Genomic DNA, 20,794 nt, shown 5'->3' on the forward strand with positions numbered 1-20,794 from the left:
GTGGTTATAGGTTCAATATCTTATTCATTCTTGGTTAATGAATAATTGAGTTATTTCTATTATTGTCGCGCGCATTATAGGCAGTTTGCTATCAAACGTAAATAACAGCGCAACACGGAAATAATATCCGGTGGTTTATTCTACTTCTTTAACATCAATTTTATTATTAGCGTCTAACATCTTAGCTTTCGCTCGAATACGCTCTTCTAACTGGTCAACAAGATTATTGTTATCAAAGCGTTCCTTTTGACGAATTCCATCAAGATAATAGCCACTTTTCTTGCTACTACCGGTTAATCCTAAATCTGACACTGTTGCTTCACCAGGGCCGTTAACAATACAGCCGATAATAGAAACATCCATCGGAGTCATAATATCTTCTACGCGTTGCTCTAGTGCATTGACGGTAGAGATCACATCAAATTCTTGGCGCGAACAACTTGGGCAAGCAATAAAATTAATTCCACGACTGCGTAGCTTTAATGATTTTAAAATATCAAAGCCAACTTTAATTTCTTCAACTGGATCAGCCGCTAAAGATACACGTAAAGTGTCACCAATTCCCTCTGATAAAAGCAATCCTAAACCAACGGAAGACTTCACAGAGCCAGAACGTAAACCGCCTGCTTCAGTAATGCCTAAATGCAATGGGTTGTCGATTTGTTTCGCTAATAAACGATAAGCACCTACGGCTAAAAATACATCAGATGCTTTAACACTGACTTTAAATTCATGGAAATTTAGTCGATCTAATATATCGACATGGCGCATAGCTGATTCTAATAATGCTTCTGGTGTCGGCTCAGTATATTTTTCTTGAATATCTTTTTCTAACGAGCCACCGTTAACACCAATGCGAATAGGGATGTTATTATCACGAGCACATTCAACTACCGAGCGAACACGATCCTCTCGGCCAATATTGCCAGGGTTTATACGTAAACAATCCACGCCGTATTCTGCAACTTTCAAGGCAATACGATAGTCAAAATGGATATCAGCCACCAACGGCACATTGGTTTGAAGCTTAATTTCACGAAATGCTTCTGCTGCATCCATAGTTGGTACACTAACACGAATAATATCAGCCCCAACGGCTTCTAATGCTTTTATTTGAGCAACAGTGGCCGCAACATCGGTTGTTAGCGTGTTAGTCATTGACTGCACAGAAATAGGCGCGTCACCACCAACTGGCACATTACCAACCATGATTTGGCGAGATTTACGGCGAATAATAGGAGATTCTTTAAACATAATATTTCAATAGTCTTGCAGTTATAATTTGATTTAAACAGCGTATTACGGCGTTAAAGGTAACGAGAACTTAGCAATATTGCCAGCATTAAAGCCAGTCATATCAACTGACGTGTCGTTGTAGTTAATTGCAACTAACTCAGGCTTGCCAAGTGTCACATTAAAAGGCGCTTGTCCTGAAATTGTCATAACATAGCCAGATTTTTTAACACCCCAAGCGACGCGCTCTCCTGTTGCATCATAAATATTTACCCAACAATCACCAGAAAAAGTAAAAACTAATTCAGCTAATGTTGATACAACAGCGGTTTCAGCTGCATTTATTGTGGTGTTTTTTTGATTGCTTAGGGCATCGGCCGCGATAATATTTGGCGTGTTTTCTAAACTTTCACCGTCACTAAGCTGGCTATCACTTACTTCATTCGCTGTATCGCTGTTAATTGAGTCAAGTAATTTTTGGCTTTGTTCAGCCGTATCTTCACTTATATTTTCAGTTATATTAGCAACGGGGAGCGAAGTTACTTGTTGGCCGGCTATTTGACTATTACTGTCAACTTCAGGAGTAGCCGAATTAATATCACGATTGGTATTGCTAGAAGGAGTACTTCCTACGTTAGTCGTACTAATAATAGCGTTACTGTTTTCATTAACGGTAACAGCTGCTGGCTCTGCAGAAGGTGCTTGATACCACCAAACAACCGTTGCAGTAATTAATGCGACTAAAATTAGGTAAGTTATCCACATCAACATATTGTGCTCTGCTTGCTTTTCAGTACCTTTTGAAAAACTTTGCATTTCAGCACATTGGCGTTGCGCAACACCTAACTGATCATAACTATTTAAAACATCATCTTGTGCAATATTGACTAATTTAGCGTAATTTTTCAGGTAACCTCTATTAAACGCAGCAGGTAAACTCAAATCAAACTGCTCAGCTTCAATTTCTTGTACTAAGGTTTTACGGAAATTCAATTTATCTGCAACCTGTTGCTGGCTAAGACCCATAGATTTTCGGGCATCGCTTAGCATGCGGCCAGGACCGATAACTTCAATATCATCAGAAATTTCTGTCGATATTTCTTGTTCATTTTTCAAGATGTGACTCTCTTGCTTCATCTAATTGTTACTCTTAACGCTTCGCCACTGATTTTGGATCAGCAAGATATAAAACATCACCAATTTTTAAGGTATAGGGACGACGCAATTTATTCCAGCGAGCAATACTTTTCATAACAATATTGTACTGTTTTGAAATAGAAAATAAGCTATCGCCTTTTTCAATAATATGAACAGGTAACGACACCATTGCCACTTGCTTACGTTCCTCTTTAACGGGTATTGCTGCACTTTTATCAACTAATTGTTCATTCTCATCTTTAACATCAACTTTAGCAGCCGTCTTAGTAGCACTTGTGCCCGTTACATGACTTTCCTCTTTCACCGCTAAGTTAACTTCAGTTTTTGCAGCCGCTTTTTCTGCAAATACTGATTTTTTAAGTTCAGTTTCTTGCTTCGCCGTTGGCATAACAGAATTAGCCATCAAGGGTTTTAAACCACTTTTACTTAGCGATGCCGTATTTGTTTTCTTCGGCGCTTTTGGTGATAACACCACAACTCGCTTTTTGTTTGTATCTTGTACACCACGAATTGATTTTTGATATTCCTTAGCTAATTTGTCCGCTTCAATCTGATAAAGTTCATTTAAAATGTATTGTTTGGCTTCAAATGAATTTGGAAACATTTTAACCAACATATTGCCGTAGTTTTTTGCCGTACGTCGGTTTCCTTGTTTTTCATAAACTTTAAACGCTAACGCTAGCGCATTAGCGCTGAAACGTCGGGTCGATTTTTCATATCGACGTAGGTAAGTTTGCGCTAGGGTGTAGTCACTTTTCGCATATTGCAATTGAATCATTTGCAATAATGAGCTTGCACGATTAGGACTATGAGCAATCGCTTTTTCTAAATAATTTTGAGCTTTATCGAACTGCTTAGCTTTTAGCTGACACAAAGCTAAATTTTCGTAACTTTGCGCAACGAGAATATAGCTAGGAATAGCGATAGCTTTTAATATTTGCTTTTCTGCCGCTTGATAATCCGCTTGGCGACAAAGAAAAACGCCGTAGTTATTCAAGGTATCTGCATCTTGGCCATTTAGACTCAACGCTTTTTCGTATGCCGTTGTAGCTAATTTAGGTTCATCAACCGTTTCATAATAGTGGGCAAATGCAGTATAAACTTGCACTAAATTAGGTGAAAAGCGTTTAGCTTTTTCAAGATTTAACTTTGCCTGTTGAGTATTACCCATTTTTAAATAGCCAAGCCCTAACGATATTCGGGTCATGGCTATTTCATTATTATTTGAGTCGCTTTCAATTATTGGCGTGTCTTTATCATTACCATAATTTTGTGTTACACAACCAGTTAATAAGCCAGTTGCCAGCAACACTGCATAAATAGGTGATAATTTATTCATAATAAAAGAGAAGTCACTTAGTTAATAATGAGTTAAATTTGCAATTAAACCATTTTTACTGAAATTGACTCAGCTTTCACCTCTTTTTTTCCAGCGCGTTTAGTTCTATCTAAAACATCACCGGCGAGTTGGCCACATGCAGCGTCAATATCATCGCCACGAGTACGACGCGTGATCACCGTTAAACCGTAACTTTGCAGCACTTTATCAAAGCGATCAATACGTGAATTGCTCGAACGTTTATATGGAGAACCGGGATATGGATTAAATGGAATAAGGTTAATTTTACTCGGCAAATCTTTTAAGGCTCGCGCTAATTCATGTGCTTGTTCAGTGCTGTCATTAACATGATCTAGCATGACATATTCAATAGTTGCCTGTTTATTTGCTTTTGAACCATCGATATAACGGCCCGCGGCTGCTAAAAACTCTTCCAATGGATACTTTTTATTAATTGGTACTAATTCATCACGCAGATCATTGTTTGGCGCGTGCACCGAAATAGCTAGTGCACAATCAACTTTTTCTTTCAGCATATCTAACGCTGGTACCACACCTGAAGTACTTACTGTAACGCGACGCTTAGACAAACCATAACCTAGATCGTTAAGCATAGTATCGAGTGCAGGAATTAAATTCTTCATATTTAACAGTGGCTCACCCATGCCCATCATAACAATATTGGTTATCGGGCGCGTGCCAGCTATACGAGTTGCGCCAATATCATTAGCAACTCGCCAAACTTGGCCAATAATCTCGCTCATAGACAAGTTACGGTTAAAGCCTTGTTGAGCGGTTGAACAGAATGTACATTCAAGTGCACAACCCACTTGTGACGAAACACACAAAGTTGCACGACCATTTTCAGGGATCCATACAGTTTCAACTTCTTGGCCACCCTCAAGACGCAATGCATATTTTATTGTGCCATCATTAGACACTTGCTTTTCTGAAATTTCAGGTGCTTTAATTTCGGTATTACGTTGTAGTTTTTCTCGTAATTTTTTGTTCAAGTTGGTCATCAACTCAAAGTCATCATAACCAAAGTGATAGATCCACTTCATAATTTGATCGGCGCGAAATGGCTTCTCGCCAATTGAAGAAAAATACTCACGCATGCCTTGATGATCAAAATTCAGTAAATTGATTTTAGTCTTTACTGGGGTTACTACTTCGGTTACGTCACTCATGATAAAAAGCTTCTCAAACTACAAAAATTACAGAATAAATTGTACGCTTTTCGTACAAAACAAACAATTTAATGAATAGATATTAAACAAAAGTCAATGTTCTCAGTACCATGGTGTAATACAAAAACATTCAATTTTATTTTGCCTTAAAATAGACAAAAGGATTTTACCGATTAAACAGTAAAATCCTTCAAATTAATTTTCAATTTACACTAAGCAGCCAATTAACTTAGCCGCTTATTATGTAAAGTTTAAAATTAACGAGTACGTGGGCAAATTTCTTCATCAGCGAAGAAGTAAGCAATTTCACGTGCAGCTGATTCTAAAGCATCAGAACCGTGAGCAGCATTTTCATCGATGCTGTTAGCAAGGTCAGCACGGATAGTACCAGCTAAAGCTTCAGCTGGGTTAGTAGCACCCATGATTTCACGGTTTTTAAGAACAGCGTTTTCGCCTTCTAAAACTTGAACCATAACTGGACCAGATGTCATGAATTCAACTAAAGCGCCAAAGAAAGGACGTTCGCTATGTTCAGCGTAAAAACCTTCAGCTTTTTCTTTTGATAAGTGAACCATTTTTGAAGCAACGATTTTTAAACCAGCAGTTTCAAAACGGTTGTAGATTTGACCAATTACGTTTTTTGCAACTGCGTCAGGTTTTACGATAGAAAAAGTACGTTCGATAGCCATGATAGCCCTCTCAATAAAATTAGAATTAAAATACGGTATAAATTTTGGCGCGATTATAGACGAATTAAAACCAAATGCCTAGAGTTAACATTTTACCTTCACATTAAAAGCGAACGCTTTCGCTCTAGAAAGCTTTTAACTTATTATCAATAGTTGCTTAACGTTAGATAGGTATAGCTCAGTTGCTTTTATTTTGTACATAAAAAACGCCCATATTAATGAGCGTTATTTAAGTTGATAGTTAAAATCGATTTCAACTAAATACTTATGCGTCGATACTGACGATATTCTGGTGTCCAAAAGTTACGTTCAATTTTAGCTGTTAATTGTTCATCACTCATCGGCAGTGCTAACTCCTGCTCGTACGCTACTTTAGCAACAGCAAAAGCTATCTTTTTACTTAAGTCTGCTATTTCAACAAGTGGCGGTAATAATTCACCTTCGCCAGTATTTGCCAGTGGCGATGCTTTCGCTAGCATTTCACTTGCCGCCATTAACATTTCATCAGTAATACGATTAATGTTGGCAGAAACCACACCTAAACCTATGCCAGGGAAAACATAACTATTATTACATTGTGCAATTGGGAATAACTCACCTTTATATTCTACCGGCGCAAATGGGCTACCAGTTGCAATAACCACTTCACCGTCGGTCCAGTTAATTACTTGTTCAGGCGTTGCTTCAACTTGGCGAATAGGATTACTTAATGGAAAGATAATCGGCTTATCACAATGCGCTTTCATTGACTTAATTACAGTTTCTGTAAATAAACCTGGTACACCGGAAACGCCTATTAAAATGGTGGGTTTTGCGCCATGCATAACTTCAACTAGTGAGGCATAATCACCTTCAACTTGCCAAGCACTAACGTCACTTTGCTTTTGTACTAATTTTTCTTGGAAGTCACGCAGCCCTGACATACCTTCAGTTAGCAAACCGAAGCGGTCAACCATAAAAATTTGGCTACGAGCTTGTTGCTCAGAAATACCCTCACTCACCATTTGTGAAATAATTTGCTCCGCAATACCACAACCAGCAGAGCCAGCGCCAACAAAGGCAACGCGTTGCTCACTTAACTTAACATTTTTAGTACGACAAGCGGCTAACAAGGTACCAACGGTAACTGATGCAGTACCTTGAATATCATCATTAAAACAACAAATTTCGTCACGATAGCGATTGAGTAGTGGCGTTGCATTTGGTTGTGCGAAGTCTTCAAATTGTAATAATACATGTGGCCAACGACGTTTAATGGCACAAATAAACATATCAAGGAATTCGTCATACTCTGCTTGTTCAATACGCGGATGACGCCAGCCCATATACATAGGATCGTTAAGTAATTTTTCGTTATTAGTACCGACATCAAGCATAACGGGTAGAGTGTAAGCTGGGCTAATACCACCACAAGCAGTATATAGTGACAACTTACCAATAGGAATCCCCATGCCACCAATACCTTGGTCACCAAGGCCTAAAATTCGCTCTCCGTCAGTTACTACAATGACCTTTACTTTATTTTTAGTGGCATTACGCAGAATATCATCTAGTTGATGACGTTGATCATATGAAACGAAAAGCCCACGAGAACTGCGGTAAATATCAGAAAACTGTTCACAAGCATCGCCAACTGTTGGGGTATAAATAATTGGCATCATTTCAGCCAAGTGTGCTTGTACTAATTTAAAGAACAAGGTTTCATTATTGTCGTGTATCGCACGCAAATATATGTGTTTGTTTAAGTTCGTTTGAAAACTACTATATTGCATATAAGCACGTTCGACTTGCTCATCAATAGATTCGAAGCGCGGCGGTAACAAACCAGTTAGATTAAAATGAGAACGTTCTTCCTCACTAAAGGCACTGCCTTTATTTAACAATGGTGTTTCAAGTAGGCTTGGACCTGCGTAAGGGATGTATAATGGACGTTTATTTTTATCTATGGTCATAGTTGAACTGGTTCTTTATATTTTAAGTGAATGGTGGAAATTCATCACAAGAATAATGATGTTCACATTATAGTCGAATAAACAGCTTTGAAAAGTGATATACGTCAATCACTAAGCATTAGTTACAAGCTGTTGCAAACTACTGGCGAATTTTTAGACTAATCGACTTCTGAAATCCAAGCTAACTGAATGGCTTCCAGCACTCTTTCCCCACAATGATTAGGATCATCATCAAAATTTTCCAGTGCTAAAACCCATTTCATTAATTCAGGGAAATGCAATTTTAACGGGTCAACATCAGGGTGTTCTTCAATTAGGTCTAATGCGATGTCTAGTGAATCGGTCCAGCGGTATCCCATTTTTATCTCCTTGGTATTTGAAAATTTCAGTGAATAATAAGACCAAACCATAAACTGTCAGCAGCAAGCATTAAAATAAGCCATAAAATAATCATGCGTGACTTTCGGCAAAACTGGCAATCTGTGCGCCACCATTGTTTAAACTGCGATTTATTCACTACCATTATCTTCATTAATTTGTTCTTTTCTTTAGTATAATGCAAACACGCTAAACTATTCACTTGCTTGTATAGGAAACCTGATTAATGTCGACAATCAAATTTACCAATGCAGAGAAATCGCTATTGATAGATAAACTGCAAAATTATTTTTCCCGAGAACTCGATCAAGAACTAGGCCAATTTGACGCCGATTTTCTCCTCGATTTTTTCACTAAAGAGTTAGGCGCTGTATATTACAATCGCGGCTTATACGACGCTCAATCATTAATGTCGGCTAAAATAGAACTTATTGCTGAGCAAATTGTTGAGTTAGAATTACCAATATCTTAACTTTCTCAACCTATTCATTGTTATTTGATATACGGCAAAGTAATTATATTCAAATCACCTATGATGCCGCTAACACAAAATTAAGGGTTGTGCAGATGATGCAAATTACCGACTTAAATAAAGAACAACAAATTACCCCGCTTTTTCGATTGGGTTTTCGCCCTTTCTTTCTTGCTGGCGCAATATTTAGCGTCATAGCTATTGTCTTGTGGCTATTAATGTATCGCGGCACAGTGATTTTTATGCCGTTAGGTGGTGGTTATTGGTGGCATATCCATGAAATGATTTTTGGCTTTGGCTGTGCCATTATCGCCGGCTTTTTATTAACAGCCGTGCAAAACTGGACCGGACTACCTGGCGTACGAGGCAAGGTTTTAGCTGGGCTGTTTTTTTTGTGGTTAGTTGGCCGCATTGGCTTACTATTCCCTCATTTATTAGGCCCTGCATTTAGTACATTTTTGGATTTAGCATTTTTACCCTGTGTGGCATACATTTTAGGTAAACCTATTATTGCTATTAAACAGTATCGCAACTTGTTTTTTGTCCCTTTGCTAACAATTTTCACTATTGCCAATGCAGAAATGCACGCAAGTATTTATTTTCCAGAAACAGTTTCAACCCAATATGCGGGCTATGCCGGAGTGATGTTGGTGACTCTACTTATTTCGGTAATGGCGGGGCGTGTTGCACCTATGTTTACTGCAAATGGTACGAAAACAACCAAAGCGGCGCCAATTCCTTGGCTTGATAAATTAACCAATGGCTCACTTGCGGTGGTTACTATCTTATTATTGCTACACCCTGCTATCGGTATAAATAACTTTTATATTGGTGTAATCCTCGTTCTTGCTGGCATTTTTCAAGCAATTCGCTGGTTAAGATGGCGCCCTTGGATCACTTTAGGTGTGCCACTATTATGGTCTTTACACTTCTCAATTAAAGCCATGGCATTTGGTTTAACCTTACTTGGTCTGAGCTATTTAATCCCTGAAATACCGAGTAATCATATTTGGCACTTAATTACTGTTGGCGGTATTGGTGGTGTTATTTTGGCTATGATTTCACGTGTATCTTTAGGACATACAGGTAGAATTTTACAGCCGCCTAAATTAATGTCACTGGCATTTGCAGCTATGGTGCTAGCCAGTGTAATAAGAAGTTTTGGTCCATGGGGCTTACCAGAGAAAACCATGATGTTCATAGACATTAGTGGTTTCTTGTGGATAGTAAGCTTTACCTTGTTTGCTATTTTTTATGGTCCTATGTTATTAAAACCAAGAGAAGACGGACGCCCAGGATAATTAAATACTAAAATGTTTAAATGTTTAAATGTTTAAATGTTTAATCAATAGCATTTAAGAATGCATACACTGCCATAACGCCTTAATAAAACATTTATTAAGGCGTTTTATTTTTATGCCTTAAGTATTTCTTATTCGATCAATTTAGCTATTTATTATAAGCTTGCGCTCTATTTCGCTAATGAGCAACTGCCATGAAAGCCGTCTTTTTAGACCATCAAACCTTTAGCGCTAATGTTGACCTGACTGCGCTAAAAAATGTTGTTGATGAACTAACCCTATATACAACAACCTCTCCAGAGCAACTTATCTCTCGCTGTCTCAATGCTGAAATTATCCTAACCAATAAAGTGGTGCTCAACCGTGAAGTATTGGAACAATTACCTCATTTAAAGCTGATTTGTATTACTGCAACGGGCATTAATAATGTTGATATAGACGCTGCTCGCGAACTTAACATTGCGGTGACCAATGTTAGCGGTTATGCCAAAAACTCTGTCGCACAATATGTATTTTCTCAACTGCTTGCGTACTTTAGTCAAATTGACCACCACAATAGCAACTGTGCACAAGGCTTGTGGCAAAAAAGCTCAACATTTTGTTTACACGGTAATGGCAGTTCGGAGTTAGCAGGAAAGTCCATCGCCATTATAGGTAATGGTGCATTGGGGAAGAAAGTTGCTGAAATAGCTGAAGTATTTGAGATGAACGTTATCATTGCAGAAAGGCCAAATACTCAGAAGATTCGAGCAGGTCGTATGGCATTTAATACAGCCATAGCGCAAGCCGATATCATAAGCTTACATTGCCCGCAAACTGCTGAAACTGAGAATATGTTTAATACTAAGGTTTTTAATCTTATGAAAAGCAGTGCGGTATTGATTAATACTGCGCGAGGGGCATTAATAAACAATAATGACCTACTCAATGCCCTGAACAACAACCAACTTGCCTGCACAATATTGGATGTACTAGAACAAGAGCCGCCAGCAGAAAATCATATATTGTTAGCGGCGCAATCTGAAAAGTTAAAAATTACCGCTCATATCGCTTGGGCAAGCCAACAGGCACAGCAATCGTTAATTGATAATGTTGCTAAAAACATTACCGCCTTTAATAATAACGAGCAGGTGAATCGGGCTGATTAAGCATTCATAAAATCAGTTACTTAAAACCACTGATCTTTAATTTTACCATAATGAAAATACCCCCATTGCCCAACTCTACGTAACGGTGCAAATGGAAATTTCGGCAATGCTTTATTATAAAGTGGCAAATTAGGCACTGGTTTTTCTGCTACTTTCTCGGCTAAACGCTTACCAGCTTGCACAGAAAATGATACGCCACTGCCACAATAACCCATGCTATAAAAAACCGATTGTTGCTGATTTTGATAAATATGCGGCAAATCGTCTAATGCCATACAAATCCACCCCGACCACGCATAGCTAGTTTTCACATTTGCTAACGCAGGAAAGCTGGTTTTCAATACCGAAAGTAAACGTTGGGCATAATATGCATCGTCGGCACTTTTACCCGTAATAGCACCACGACCACCAAAGAGAATACGGTTATCAGGCAATTTTCGGTAATAATACTTTAAGGCGCGAGTATCCATCACCACATTCGATGTTAAAAAGTTACAAGCAGCCAACTGAGCTTCAGTTAATGGCTCAGTGACTATTATTTGTGAGAGTACCGGTAAAGTTCTATTAGTGGTTAATGAATGGAAATTTTTCGGTGTATAACCGTTGGTGGCAATCACAACTTTTTGCGCACTTACCGTGCCATTAGGTGTTTTAAGCAGTTGTTTATTACCTTGTTCTTCCCAGCCCTCGACAGGAGAAGCACAGTGAATTTTAGCACCCGCTTGTTGTGCTAGTTTTTGGTAACCCCAAGCTAACTTAAGCGGATTTAAGCCAAAGCCATCTTGATAACGTATAGCACCATAGGCATTACGATCATCCATATATTGTTGACGAACATCATTTTTTGATAGTATTTCGACATCATAGCCAAACATATTTTGCTGTAATTTAGCTAAGGCTATTAGCTCTTGTAGCTTACTAGGCTTGTGGGCGACCTTAATGTAACCGGCATTTTGCTTATCACAATCGATTCCTTCGTCAATTAAGGCATTTACCGTGGCAACCCCTTCTGACATTTCATTGTAAATGCCACGCATGACCTCCTCGCCCCACTGCTTCGCCATTTGACTGTATGACTTACGACCTGAAGACTTTAAAATAAAACCAGCATTACGACCACTGCAGCCCCAAGCACTTTGATTGGCTTCTAAAACATGTGCTTTAATGCCATGCTCTCGTGCCAAGTGTAATGCACATGACAAACCAGTATATCCTGCGCCAATAATCGCTACATCAACGTCAAAGTCAGCACTTATCGCACCATCATGTTCGGGGGCGATTCCTGAAACACTCGCCCAGTAACTGTCAGGATAGGCTTGATTACAGCCCGGCGATAAATCATGCAAAGGATCGTACATTTTCACTTCCATATTTGGCTAAAATGGTTATACCTATTTGATTAATTAATTGCCCTCTTAATGAGAATTAAAAGGTTTAGAGGCAAGGCATTGATTGTAAGCAATGGCCATTCCCTTGCTCAAATCAATAACGCCGCATATAAACCTTTTAAACTCACCCTTTGGGAGTTCAGTAGTAAGCTGATAACTGCTCAAAATGAAGAAAATATAGAGTGACTATGTTTAAATTATTTTGCTTGTTCTAAGCTCACTGCTGTAACTTTAAGTTGAGCAATTAATTATTCAACTTGGTATTGTTCTGCTTGGTGCAATACAAAGGGCTAAAGTATCTCAGAAAATGCAGTATAATGCTGCAACCGCACACGGAAAAATCAACTTTATGAGCATCAAGCCAACTTATCAACAATTACAACCTAACGACTTTAATAAGGTTATTCAACTCGCCACCCAAGTTCACGGTGAAGGCTACCTTGATAGTGAGAGCATGCAAGCTTGGTATGACAAAGGAATTAAAAACGGTATTAATACAGGTTTTGTTGTTTATCACCAATCGCACTTAGTCGGTTTTCGTATAACCTACGCAGTTCAGCAGTGGCAAATTGACCAGTGGTGCTCGCCGGAATTATGGCCAGTAGCTGCGGAACAGGTCTGTTACTTTAAATGTAATACCGTTGATGAAAACTATCGTGGTCATGGTATTGGTGGTGAGTTATTAAAACGTTCAATTGCTGCAGCTAAGCAACAAGGCGCAAAAGCTGGTGTGAGCCATTTATGGAAACAAAGCCCGGGCAATAGCGCGGTAAAATACTTTACTAAATGCGGCGGAATACTAATTAAAGAGCACCCTGACCGCTGGCGAGAACTCAGTTTAGCGGGTTATGAATGTCCAGTATGTCATAACGATTGTCATTGTGAAGCGGCTGAAATGATGGTGGTGTTTGATTAGTTCTGTATAGTCATCAGCAGCTTATGTTATAAGTAAGACAATATCGGCTATCAAAGTGATAGCCGATAAAGCTAGAAAGCAGCTCGACAATGCATTATTTATCCAAAAAGTTTACGTAAAATAGACGGATTTTCGACCGCTTTTACCGCCGCTGCTTTTTCTTCGATAGATAGCGGGTTAAACTCAGATAAGTTTGGAAACTCAACTGACAAACTGTAGTGTTCATAGTCACCAGTTGCAGGGTTGAATCGATACTCTTTGCTCCATGCAGCTAAATTCTTAGTAACTTGATTTATGGCGTCAACAACAAAAGCCACCTCTTTATCTGAGGTTGTTGGGTGAAATGAAGCACGTATCCAACCTGGCTTTTCAGCAAAATCACCAGAGTCAATTTGCTCAGTAATTTTTGACGAAGTATCCTGATCAACATTTAGTAAAATATGGCCATAGGTACCAGCACACGAACAACCACCACGAGTTTGCACGCCAAACTTATCATTAAGTAAACGCACGATTAAGTTATGATGCGCGCCACGTACGTAAAAAGAGACAATTGCTAGGCGATCTCGAATATTCGGTTCAAGCATCACAACCTGATCGTTTTTAGCTAATGTATCCATAACATAATGGGTAATTTCAGCTTCACGTTTATGAATATTTTCAACACCCATAGCATCTTTTAATTTGATAGCCAAAGCAGTTTTAATACATTGCAAGAAGCCCGGAGTACCGCCATCTTCACGCATTTCAATATTGTTAAAAAAGCTATGCTTTCCCCATGGATTAGTCCAAGTTACCGTGCCACCGCCCGGATGATCTGGCACTTTATTTTTATATAGAACCTTATTAAACACCAACACTCCTGAACTGCCCGGGCCACCTAAAAATTTATGCGGTGAAAAATAGATCGCATCTAATGCTTGCTTTGGGTTACTTGGGTGCATATCAATATCGACATACGGCGCTGATGCAGCAAAATCAACAAAACATAAACCACCGTGTTTATGCATTATTTCAGCGAGTTGATAGTAAGGTGTTTTAATGCCCGTAACATTTGAACAAGCAGAAAACGAACCGATTTTAACTTTTCGATCTTGGTATTTCTCTAGTAGCACTTCAAGATGCTCTAACGACGGCAGGCCATTGCTATCGGGGTCAACAATTTCCAAGGTTACATCACACTCATACCAGGATGTTTGATTCGAGTGGTGTTCCATATGAGTTATGAAAACTACTGGTCGTTCACTTTCGGAAAATTGAACTTGCTCTTGCATACGTTCAGGAATACGTAAACCTAAAATGCGTTGAAATTTATTAACCACTGCTGTCATGCCTGCTCCAGCGGTGATTAACACATCGTTTTCGCATGCATTAACATGACGTTTAATAATGTGCTGAGCATCATGATAGGCATTAGTCATTGCACTGCCGGTTAAATTGGTTTCGGTATGTGTATTGGCAACATATGGGCCAAGTTCATTACTTAGGTAATTTTCAATCGGTTGATACAATCGACCACTAGCTGTCCAGTCGGCATAAATAATATCTAATGTATTACCATTAATATTGTGGCTTAAATTTTGCCCGATAACGTTTTTTCGAAATGGTAAAAAATATTCTTCTAAAGACATGGTTAAATGCTCATCAATTTCGCGATAAAAACATACTAGCATCACCGAGCTTAACCGCAATAAAAATCCATCAAAAGCACAAAACAAGCAAAATACATCTCACTAACAACCACTATTTAAATATAAAGTCTCATTTAACGGCATTTTAATAACTTAAACGAAAATTATTTTTATCAACATTGGAATAACGAAATAATATTTCAAAAGTTGTGACTTTAATCACATAACTTCCAATCAATATTGGCTTTATTTTGTTCACTAAGCCAATGATTCGCTTTAGAAAAGTGCTGGCAACCAAAAAATCCTCGATAAGCAGATAGTGGTGATGGGTGAGGACCCTTTAACACTAGATGTTTTTCAGTATTAATATTTTTGCCTTTCTTTTGCGCATGGCTGCCCCACAGCATAAAAACACAACCGGGGTTTTGTTCATTAAGCGCAGCAATAACTTTGTCGGTAAAGAGCTCCCAGCCCAGCTTTGCATGAGAATGTGCTTGCCCCTGCTTAACCGTTAATACCGTATTGAGTAATAATACTCCTTGTTGTGCCCAATCCATTAAGTAGCCATGCTGTGGTGCGACAAAGCCTGAAATATCCTGAGTTAACTCTTTATAAATATTGACTAAAGATGGCGGTACTTTTATACCTTTACCCACAGAAAATGCTAAACCGTGCGCTTGCGCGTCACCATTACTGCCAACGCCGTGATATGGGTCTTGTCCCAAAATAACAACTTTAACATCTGGCAAATCAACACTAGCAAAGGCATTAAAAACATCTTCATCACTTGGAAAAATGATGTCACCATTTTTTCGCTGTTGCTCAATCTCACTAGTTAAGGTTTGAAAATATTCTTGTTGTTGCTCATTCGCTATTATTGTTTGCCAATATGGCTTCAGCTTTGTCATTCTGTTTCTCATTAAATTTTTTTTTGGGGGGGTACAACTTTAAAAAGTCGTATCATCAAAAATTGCACTGCCATTATAATCCACATTCAAAAGCCAAGTATCACTTTAAGTAGATAAAACCGCCGAGTGCAATGCAATGGCTTAATGATAGTCAGGAACGATATTCATCAAACACATGAACATAAAAAAGGCAGTAATCACTGCCTTTAATCATATCAATTTGAAAGTCTGTTTAAAAAACAACCATTAACTTAATAAATAAGCTCTCAATTCTGAAAACTCAATAGAAGCTGTTGTTGAAAGAATAGTTTCGCTAGCACAATCAGCTAGCTCCTTTGGTAAACCAATTGGCTGCCCTAAGGTACTTTCAACAATTTCTTTAAATTTCGCAGGGTGTGCGGTACCTAAGAACACGCCAAACTCATCATCAAGTGCATTATACTGCAACGCTTTATAGGCTACTGCCGCGTGGGGCTCACTTATATAACCTAGCTTTGCTAATTGAATCATGGTCATTTGGGTTTGTTCTTCATCAATTGAAACAGAGCTAACACAATCTTTATCAACTAGACCTGTTTTTAACATATGCTCAACCCGTGGCCAATTGTTCGGGTTGCTGACATCCATGGCATTGGAAATAGTTGCAACCGTTTCATTTGGTGACCACTCCCCTGTTTGTAAATAGCGTGGAACAGTATCATTAGCATTTGTTGCGGCAATAAATCGTTTAATCGGTAAACCTAAAGCTTTTGCGAAAAGCCCTGCGGTTAAATTACCAAAGTTACCACTAGGAATTGAAAACACAATATCATTTAAGGCTCCACGCCCTTTTTGACGATAAAGCTGAGCAACAGCTTCAAAGTAGTAACAAATTTGCGCTAATAAACGGCTAATATTAATTGAATTAGCGGAATTTAATCCGATAGTTTCTTTTAGCTCTTGATCATCAAAAGATTGCTTAACTAATGCTTGGCAATCATCAAATGTCCCTTCCACTGCAACCGTTTTAATATTGCCACCAAGCGTCGTAAACATTTTTTCCTGCAGCAAACTAATCTTTCCTTTTGGATATAAAATAACGACATCAATATTATCAATATCATGAAAAGCATGAGCAACCGCCGCCCCCGTATCGCCTGAAGTTGCAGTTAAGATTGTGATTTTTTTACCTTGGCTAAAAGCTTGTAAACATTTAGCCATAAAGCGTGCGCCAAAGTCTTTAAATGCCAAAGTTGGCCCATGAAAAAGCTCTAATATTGCTCTATCTTCACTTATTGCTTGTGTTTGCGCTGGAAAATTAAAAGCATCTGTCACTATCGCTTTTAATTGTGACTCACTCAGATCATCACTAACAAATGGATGAAGTACTTTGACACTGCGCTCAACTAATGGCAACGCGAGCAATTCTTCAATGTTATCGAAGCTTGGCATAGATTCAGGGAAGAATAGTCCTTGATTACGACCTAAACCCTGCTTTACTGCCCCAGCAAAGCTAACTTGTTCATCATTTTCTTTTAAGTTATAAAATTTCACGCTTAAATTCCTGTATTAAAATGTTAATTTCGGTTTATGCCAAAAGTAACTATGCCGTTACGTTAAACTAACTGCACCTTGGGTATCTGGTTGGCAAACATGAACAAAGCCTTCACTTTTGCCGCTTGCTAATGTTTGCAAATAATTGGTTGTCAGCCATTGAGCAAATTGTATTGCCTTGGCTTTATCATCGGTAACACAAAATAATGTAGGTCCAGATCCAGAAATACCCGCAGCTAAAGCCCCATTTTTCTTAAGGTAATGCACTGCGTCACTGTAGCCTAGTAACAATTTTGCTCGGTATGGCTCGGCAACGACGTCTACTAAAACTGCATGGGCTAACGATTTGTCCTGTCGATGGCAAGCATCAACAAAAGTTGCAAGGTTTTGCCCAAAATTGATAAGTTCAGCCCGAGAGTATTTATCGGGCAGAATATCCCTTGCTGCCTTTGTTGATACTTCAATACCAGGATAAGCCATTACGTAATAACAATCATCAAACGAGGGCAGTTTATGAGCAATAACATTTTGATCTTGAACCATTAATTGCATACCGCCAAGAAAGCAAGGCGCAACATTATCGTAATGAAGGCTACCACTAATTTTTGCTTCCATTTGCCCCATCATTTTTAAAAGTAGTTTCTCTTCAAAACTAAATTGATGATATTTTTCATAAAAAGCATTAAGTCCAGCTAACGCTGCTACAACAGAGCAAGCACTTGAACCTAAACCACTACCAACTGGCATGCGTTTTTCTAAGGTTAACTTCACCTTGGCAATATATTGCTTATGCTCGAGTAATTGCTGGTTAAATAATAATAAACAATGCCAAACAATATTATCAGTAACTTTGCCAGCTAGTTTTTTCGCAAAGTCGCCAATAACGACTAATGAGTCTTCATCATTACTGTGTGTGACAGTAACCACATCTCCTAATAAAGTACCATCGATTGGCTTAACCGCTAGCCCCAAGACATCAAACCCAACATTAACATTGCCTATTGATGCTGGGGCAAATACTGAAACACTCATGAATGCTGCTGCTCCCATGCTAAAGTTCTTAATAGATCACCGAAAACTCCTGCTGCTGTAACTGCGGCACCAGCACCGTATCCTCTCAATACAAATGGCAAAGGTTGATAATAACGGCTATGAATAGCCAGGGCATTTTCACCGTCTTTAATACTAAATAGTGGGTGTTCTTGACCAACAGCTTCAATGGAAACCTGACATTGACCGTCAATAATATTACCTATGTAACGTAAAACCTTTCCTTCATTTTTAGCAGCATTAATACGCTGAGCAAAGCTTTCATCTAATTTCGGTAAGTTATTCATGAAGGTTGTAATATCACCGCTAGCGTCAAAATCATCTGCAAGTACAGAGTCAACTTTAATATCACTAAGTTCTAGTTCCATGCCAGCTTCTCTCGCCATGATCAATAGTTTACGTGCTACGTCCATACCACTTAAGTCATCACGAGGATCAGGCTCAGTAAAACCTTGCTCTTTCGCTAATGCTGTTGCCTGCGACAAGGTCATTCCTTCATCTAACTTACCGAATATATAGGATAAAGAGCCAGATAGTACACCTTCAAAACGCTGTAATTCATCACCGGCTTTCAATAGACTTTGCAATGTGTCGATTACAGGTAGGCCTGCCCCCACCGTTGTTTCATATAAAAAGCGTCGATTAGTTTTTTGTGCTGCAGCTCTTAACGCTTGGTAATACTGCCAAGAGTCTGTATTCGCTTTTTTGTTAGGCGTAACGACATTAAAACCTTCTTCTAGGTACTGAACATAATTCAACGCCAATTCTTCGTTAGACGTACAATCAACTAAGACAGGGTTAATTAAATGATTTTCACGTACAAACGCCTTAATATTTTCGACGCTAATAGATTGTGTTTTTTGTTCAAAAGTTGATTGCCAATCTTCAACCGCGATACCGTTAGAGTTAAAAACCATACCTTTACTGTTTGCTAGGCCATAAACAGTTAAAGCAATATTATCCGCTTTTAGCTGAGGTTGTTGTCGAGCAATTTGCGCTAGAAGTTCACTACCAACAACACCGCAACCAACTAAAAATACATCAATAGTTTGCTTATGCGAGAAAAAGTTTTGATGGCTCACTTTCATAGCATCAGTGCATTTTCTACTCTCAATAACAACAGAAATGCTGCGTTCAGAAGAGTCTTGCGCTATGGCCACCACATTCACACGAGCTTGTGCTAGTGATGCAAAAAATTTCGCTGCAACACCTTGTTGATGGTGCATACCATCCCCAACTAGGGAAACAATTGATAACTCATTCGTTAAATTTAATGGCTCTAATAAACCGTTAAGTAATTCGAGTTCAAATTCAGCTTGTAAGCTTTGTTTTGCACGATGCGCATCAACAGAGTAAATACAGAAACTAATACAATACTCGCTAGAAGATTGGCTGATCAGCACAAGAGAAATGTTTTCCCGGCTCATTGTAGCAAATACCCTGCTAGCCATACCCACCATGCCTTTCATACCAGGACCAGAAACATTAACCATAGTTAAATTATCAAGGTTTGATATTGCTTTAACTTGCTTTTTTTGATCGTTTTCATTGGCAATTAAGGTACCCGGCGCATCAGGGTTACCCGTATTTTTAATTAAGCAAGGGATATGATGTTGGGCAATTGGACCAATTGTTTTGGGGTGTAAGACACTAGCACCAAAATAAGATAACTCCATTGCTTCTTGGTATGACAAATAATCTAGTAATTTGGCTTCCTTGATTAAGCGTGGATCAGCATTGTAAACACCATCAACATCAGTCCAAATTTCACAGTATTGTGCATCACTACATACCGCTAATACGGCAGCGGAATAATCTGAACCATTTCTTCCCAATGTTGTTACATCGCCTTTACTGTCTACGCCAATAAACCCTGGCATTAAAGCTACTGTATTGAGTTCAGAGTATACGTGTTGAAATTTATCTTTACAGAGCACTAAGTCAGCAACAGCATTTAATGCGACATCATTCGTGTGTAAAAACTTTTCAGGTTCAATTGTACTCACTTCAACGCCGTCAACTGCTAATACTGAATGCAGTAATGCCACACTTAAACGTTCTCCGATACTGATAATACGAGCTCTTACATGCTCTGGGCAGAAAGAAAGCAAGGTTGCGCCATGAAGGTAACGACTTAATTGCTGCTCCCAATTTGCTAGTGCTTGCTCGCTATGTTGATGACAAAAACCAGGCAATGAAGCCGATAAGTCATTGATAATATTTTCAATTGCGTGCTTAAAGTGCTGTAAATCATTAGTGAGTTTATCTTGATCAGAAATATTTTCTGCCATAGCTACAAGGTGATTTGTAACTCCTTGTGGTGCTGACACCACAACAGCAACTTTTGATGAATGAGCTTTGCTTTTTATAATATTAGCAACATCAATAAACCGTTGAGCTGTTGCTAATGATGAGCCACCAAACTTTAATACACGCATTTCTACCCCTTTAAAACGAAAAAAGCCCGTAACCTTTTGGGTCACGGGCTTGATAAAATTAGTAAGTTTT

Annotated in this window: 18 protein-coding genes; 4 read left to right on the forward strand and 14 right to left on the reverse strand. The window is 38.7% G+C overall.

Annotation, left to right across the window (positions count from 1 at the left end):
* Window positions 1-135: 135 nt before the first annotated feature.
* The 8 genes from ispG to AC27E9_RS08345 all read right to left on the reverse strand — a co-directional run bounded on the left by ispG (window position 136) and on the right by AC27E9_RS08345 (window position 8,093).
* Entirely contained in the window at window positions 136-1,254 is a 1,119-nt protein-coding gene (ispG, locus tag AC27E9_RS08310) for a flavodoxin-dependent (E)-4-hydroxy-3-methylbut-2-enyl-diphosphate synthase (RefSeq protein WP_487129076.1), read from the reverse strand.
* A 45-nt stretch (window positions 1,255-1,299) separates the two neighbouring features.
* The gene (locus tag AC27E9_RS08315) at window positions 1,300-2,349 is read right to left on the reverse strand and encodes a RodZ domain-containing protein (RefSeq protein WP_487129078.1); all 1,050 of its coding nucleotides are present in this window, start codon (window positions 2,347-2,349) and stop codon (window positions 1,300-1,302) included.
* Between the two features lie 34 nt (window positions 2,350-2,383).
* Window positions 2,384-3,730, reverse strand: a complete 1,347-nt coding sequence (gene pilW, locus AC27E9_RS08320; RefSeq protein ID WP_487129080.1) for a type IV pilus biogenesis/stability protein PilW — start codon at window positions 3,728-3,730, stop codon at window positions 2,384-2,386.
* A gap of 44 nt (window positions 3,731-3,774) precedes the next feature.
* Window positions 3,775-4,920 (reverse strand): dual-specificity RNA methyltransferase RlmN, encoded by a 1,146-nt coding sequence (rlmN, locus tag AC27E9_RS08325; RefSeq protein ID WP_487129082.1) that lies wholly within the window; start codon window positions 4,918-4,920, stop codon window positions 3,775-3,777.
* Between the two features lie 257 nt (window positions 4,921-5,177).
* Window positions 5,178-5,609, reverse strand: coding sequence for a nucleoside-diphosphate kinase (gene ndk / locus AC27E9_RS08330; protein ID WP_487129084.1), 432 nt, complete (start codon window positions 5,607-5,609; stop codon window positions 5,178-5,180).
* Window positions 5,610-5,866: 257 nt separating this feature from the next.
* Window positions 5,867-7,561: an NAD-dependent malic enzyme gene (locus AC27E9_RS08335; protein WP_487129086.1), complete on the reverse strand. Its 1,695-nt coding sequence runs from the start codon at window positions 7,559-7,561 to the stop codon at window positions 5,867-5,869.
* A 158-nt stretch (window positions 7,562-7,719) separates the two neighbouring features.
* On the reverse strand, window positions 7,720-7,920 hold the full coding sequence (iscX, locus tag AC27E9_RS08340) for a Fe-S cluster assembly protein IscX (RefSeq protein ID WP_487129088.1): 201 nt from the start codon (window positions 7,918-7,920) through the stop codon (window positions 7,720-7,722).
* Window positions 7,921-7,946: 26 nt separating this feature from the next.
* On the reverse strand, window positions 7,947-8,093 hold the full coding sequence (locus AC27E9_RS08345) for a hypothetical protein (RefSeq protein WP_487129090.1): 147 nt from the start codon (window positions 8,091-8,093) through the stop codon (window positions 7,947-7,949).
* A 72-nt stretch (window positions 8,094-8,165) separates the two neighbouring features.
* Here AC27E9_RS08345 and AC27E9_RS08350 point away from each other — a divergent pair, with 72 nt between their 5' ends.
* From AC27E9_RS08350 to AC27E9_RS08360, 3 genes are all read left to right on the forward strand, one after another.
* The gene (locus tag AC27E9_RS08350) at window positions 8,166-8,411 is read left to right on the forward strand and encodes a DUF2164 domain-containing protein (protein ID WP_487129092.1); all 246 of its coding nucleotides are present in this window, start codon (window positions 8,166-8,168) and stop codon (window positions 8,409-8,411) included.
* A 95-nt stretch (window positions 8,412-8,506) separates the two neighbouring features.
* Window positions 8,507-9,712: an NnrS family protein gene (locus AC27E9_RS08355; RefSeq protein ID WP_487129094.1), complete on the forward strand. Its 1,206-nt coding sequence runs from the start codon at window positions 8,507-8,509 to the stop codon at window positions 9,710-9,712.
* 194 nt (window positions 9,713-9,906) lie between these two features.
* Entirely contained in the window at window positions 9,907-10,860 is a 954-nt protein-coding gene (locus tag AC27E9_RS08360; protein WP_487129096.1) for an NAD(P)-dependent oxidoreductase, read from the forward strand.
* Between the two features lie 20 nt (window positions 10,861-10,880).
* Here AC27E9_RS08360 and AC27E9_RS08365 read toward each other — a convergent pair whose 3' ends face one another.
* Window positions 10,881-12,218, reverse strand: a complete 1,338-nt coding sequence (locus AC27E9_RS08365) for an NAD(P)/FAD-dependent oxidoreductase (protein WP_487129098.1) — start codon at window positions 12,216-12,218, stop codon at window positions 10,881-10,883.
* Between the two features lie 337 nt (window positions 12,219-12,555).
* On the opposite strand from AC27E9_RS08365, the gene AC27E9_RS08370 reads away from it, so the two are divergent.
* Window positions 12,556-13,164, forward strand: coding sequence for a GNAT family N-acetyltransferase (locus AC27E9_RS08370; RefSeq protein WP_487129100.1), 609 nt, complete (start codon window positions 12,556-12,558; stop codon window positions 13,162-13,164).
* Between the two features lie 98 nt (window positions 13,165-13,262).
* Here AC27E9_RS08370 and AC27E9_RS08375 read toward each other — a convergent pair whose 3' ends face one another.
* From AC27E9_RS08375 to thrA, 5 genes are all read right to left on the reverse strand, one after another.
* Complete coding sequence (locus tag AC27E9_RS08375) at window positions 13,263-14,855, reverse strand: aminotransferase class V-fold PLP-dependent enzyme (protein ID WP_487129102.1); 1,593 nt, start codon at window positions 14,853-14,855, stop codon at window positions 13,263-13,265.
* A gap of 155 nt (window positions 14,856-15,010) precedes the next feature.
* Window positions 15,011-15,703 (reverse strand): uracil-DNA glycosylase, encoded by a 693-nt coding sequence (ung, locus tag AC27E9_RS08380; protein ID WP_487129104.1) that lies wholly within the window; start codon window positions 15,701-15,703, stop codon window positions 15,011-15,013.
* 246 nt (window positions 15,704-15,949) lie between these two features.
* Complete coding sequence (thrC, locus tag AC27E9_RS08385; RefSeq protein WP_487129106.1) at window positions 15,950-17,236, reverse strand: threonine synthase; 1,287 nt, start codon at window positions 17,234-17,236, stop codon at window positions 15,950-15,952.
* Window positions 17,237-17,293: 57 nt separating this feature from the next.
* On the reverse strand, window positions 17,294-18,268 hold the full coding sequence (thrB, locus tag AC27E9_RS08390; RefSeq protein WP_487129108.1) for a homoserine kinase: 975 nt from the start codon (window positions 18,266-18,268) through the stop codon (window positions 17,294-17,296).
* Window positions 18,265-20,724 carry a bifunctional aspartate kinase/homoserine dehydrogenase I gene (thrA, locus tag AC27E9_RS08395; RefSeq protein ID WP_487129110.1) on the reverse strand — a complete coding sequence of 820 codons (2,460 nt, stop codon included), beginning with the start codon at window positions 20,722-20,724 and terminating at the stop codon, window positions 18,265-18,267. Before thrA ends, thrB begins: the two co-directional genes overlap by 4 nt.
* Window positions 20,725-20,794 lie beyond the last annotated feature (70 nt).

The sequence above is a fragment of the Colwellia meonggei genome (genome assembly GCF_057537295.1).

Coding starts and splice junctions, on each gene's coding strand:
- ispG (WP_487129076.1), bottom strand. CDS start 1,254: ATGTTTAAAGAATCTCCTATTATTCGCCGTAAATCTCGCCAAATCATG.
- pilW (WP_487129080.1), bottom strand. CDS start 3,730: ATGAATAAATTATCACCTATTTATGCAGTGTTGCTGGCAACTGGCTTA.
- rlmN (WP_487129082.1), bottom strand. CDS start 4,920: ATGAGTGACGTAACCGAAGTAGTAACCCCAGTAAAGACTAAAATCAAT.
- ndk (WP_487129084.1), bottom strand. CDS start 5,609: ATGGCTATCGAACGTACTTTTTCTATCGTAAAACCTGACGCAGTTGCA.
- AC27E9_RS08335 (WP_487129086.1), bottom strand. CDS start 7,561: ATGACCATAGATAAAAATAAACGTCCATTATACATCCCTTACGCAGGT.
- iscX (WP_487129088.1), bottom strand. CDS start 7,920: ATGGGATACCGCTGGACCGATTCACTAGACATCGCATTAGACCTAATT.
- AC27E9_RS08345 (WP_487129090.1), bottom strand. CDS start 8,093: ATGAAGATAATGGTAGTGAATAAATCGCAGTTTAAACAATGGTGGCGC.
- AC27E9_RS08350 (WP_487129092.1), top strand. CDS start 8,166: ATGTCGACAATCAAATTTACCAATGCAGAGAAATCGCTATTGATAGAT.
- AC27E9_RS08355 (WP_487129094.1), top strand. CDS start 8,507: ATGATGCAAATTACCGACTTAAATAAAGAACAACAAATTACCCCGCTT.
- AC27E9_RS08360 (WP_487129096.1), top strand. CDS start 9,907: ATGAAAGCCGTCTTTTTAGACCATCAAACCTTTAGCGCTAATGTTGAC.
- AC27E9_RS08365 (WP_487129098.1), bottom strand. CDS start 12,218: ATGTACGATCCTTTGCATGATTTATCGCCGGGCTGTAATCAAGCCTAT.
- AC27E9_RS08370 (WP_487129100.1), top strand. CDS start 12,556: ATGCAGTATAATGCTGCAACCGCACACGGAAAAATCAACTTTATGAGC.
- ung (WP_487129104.1), bottom strand. CDS start 15,703: ATGACAAAGCTGAAGCCATATTGGCAAACAATAATAGCGAATGAGCAA.
- thrB (WP_487129108.1), bottom strand. CDS start 18,268: ATGAGTGTTTCAGTATTTGCCCCAGCATCAATAGGCAATGTTAATGTT.
- thrA (WP_487129110.1), bottom strand. CDS start 20,724: ATGCGTGTATTAAAGTTTGGTGGCTCATCATTAGCAACAGCTCAACGG.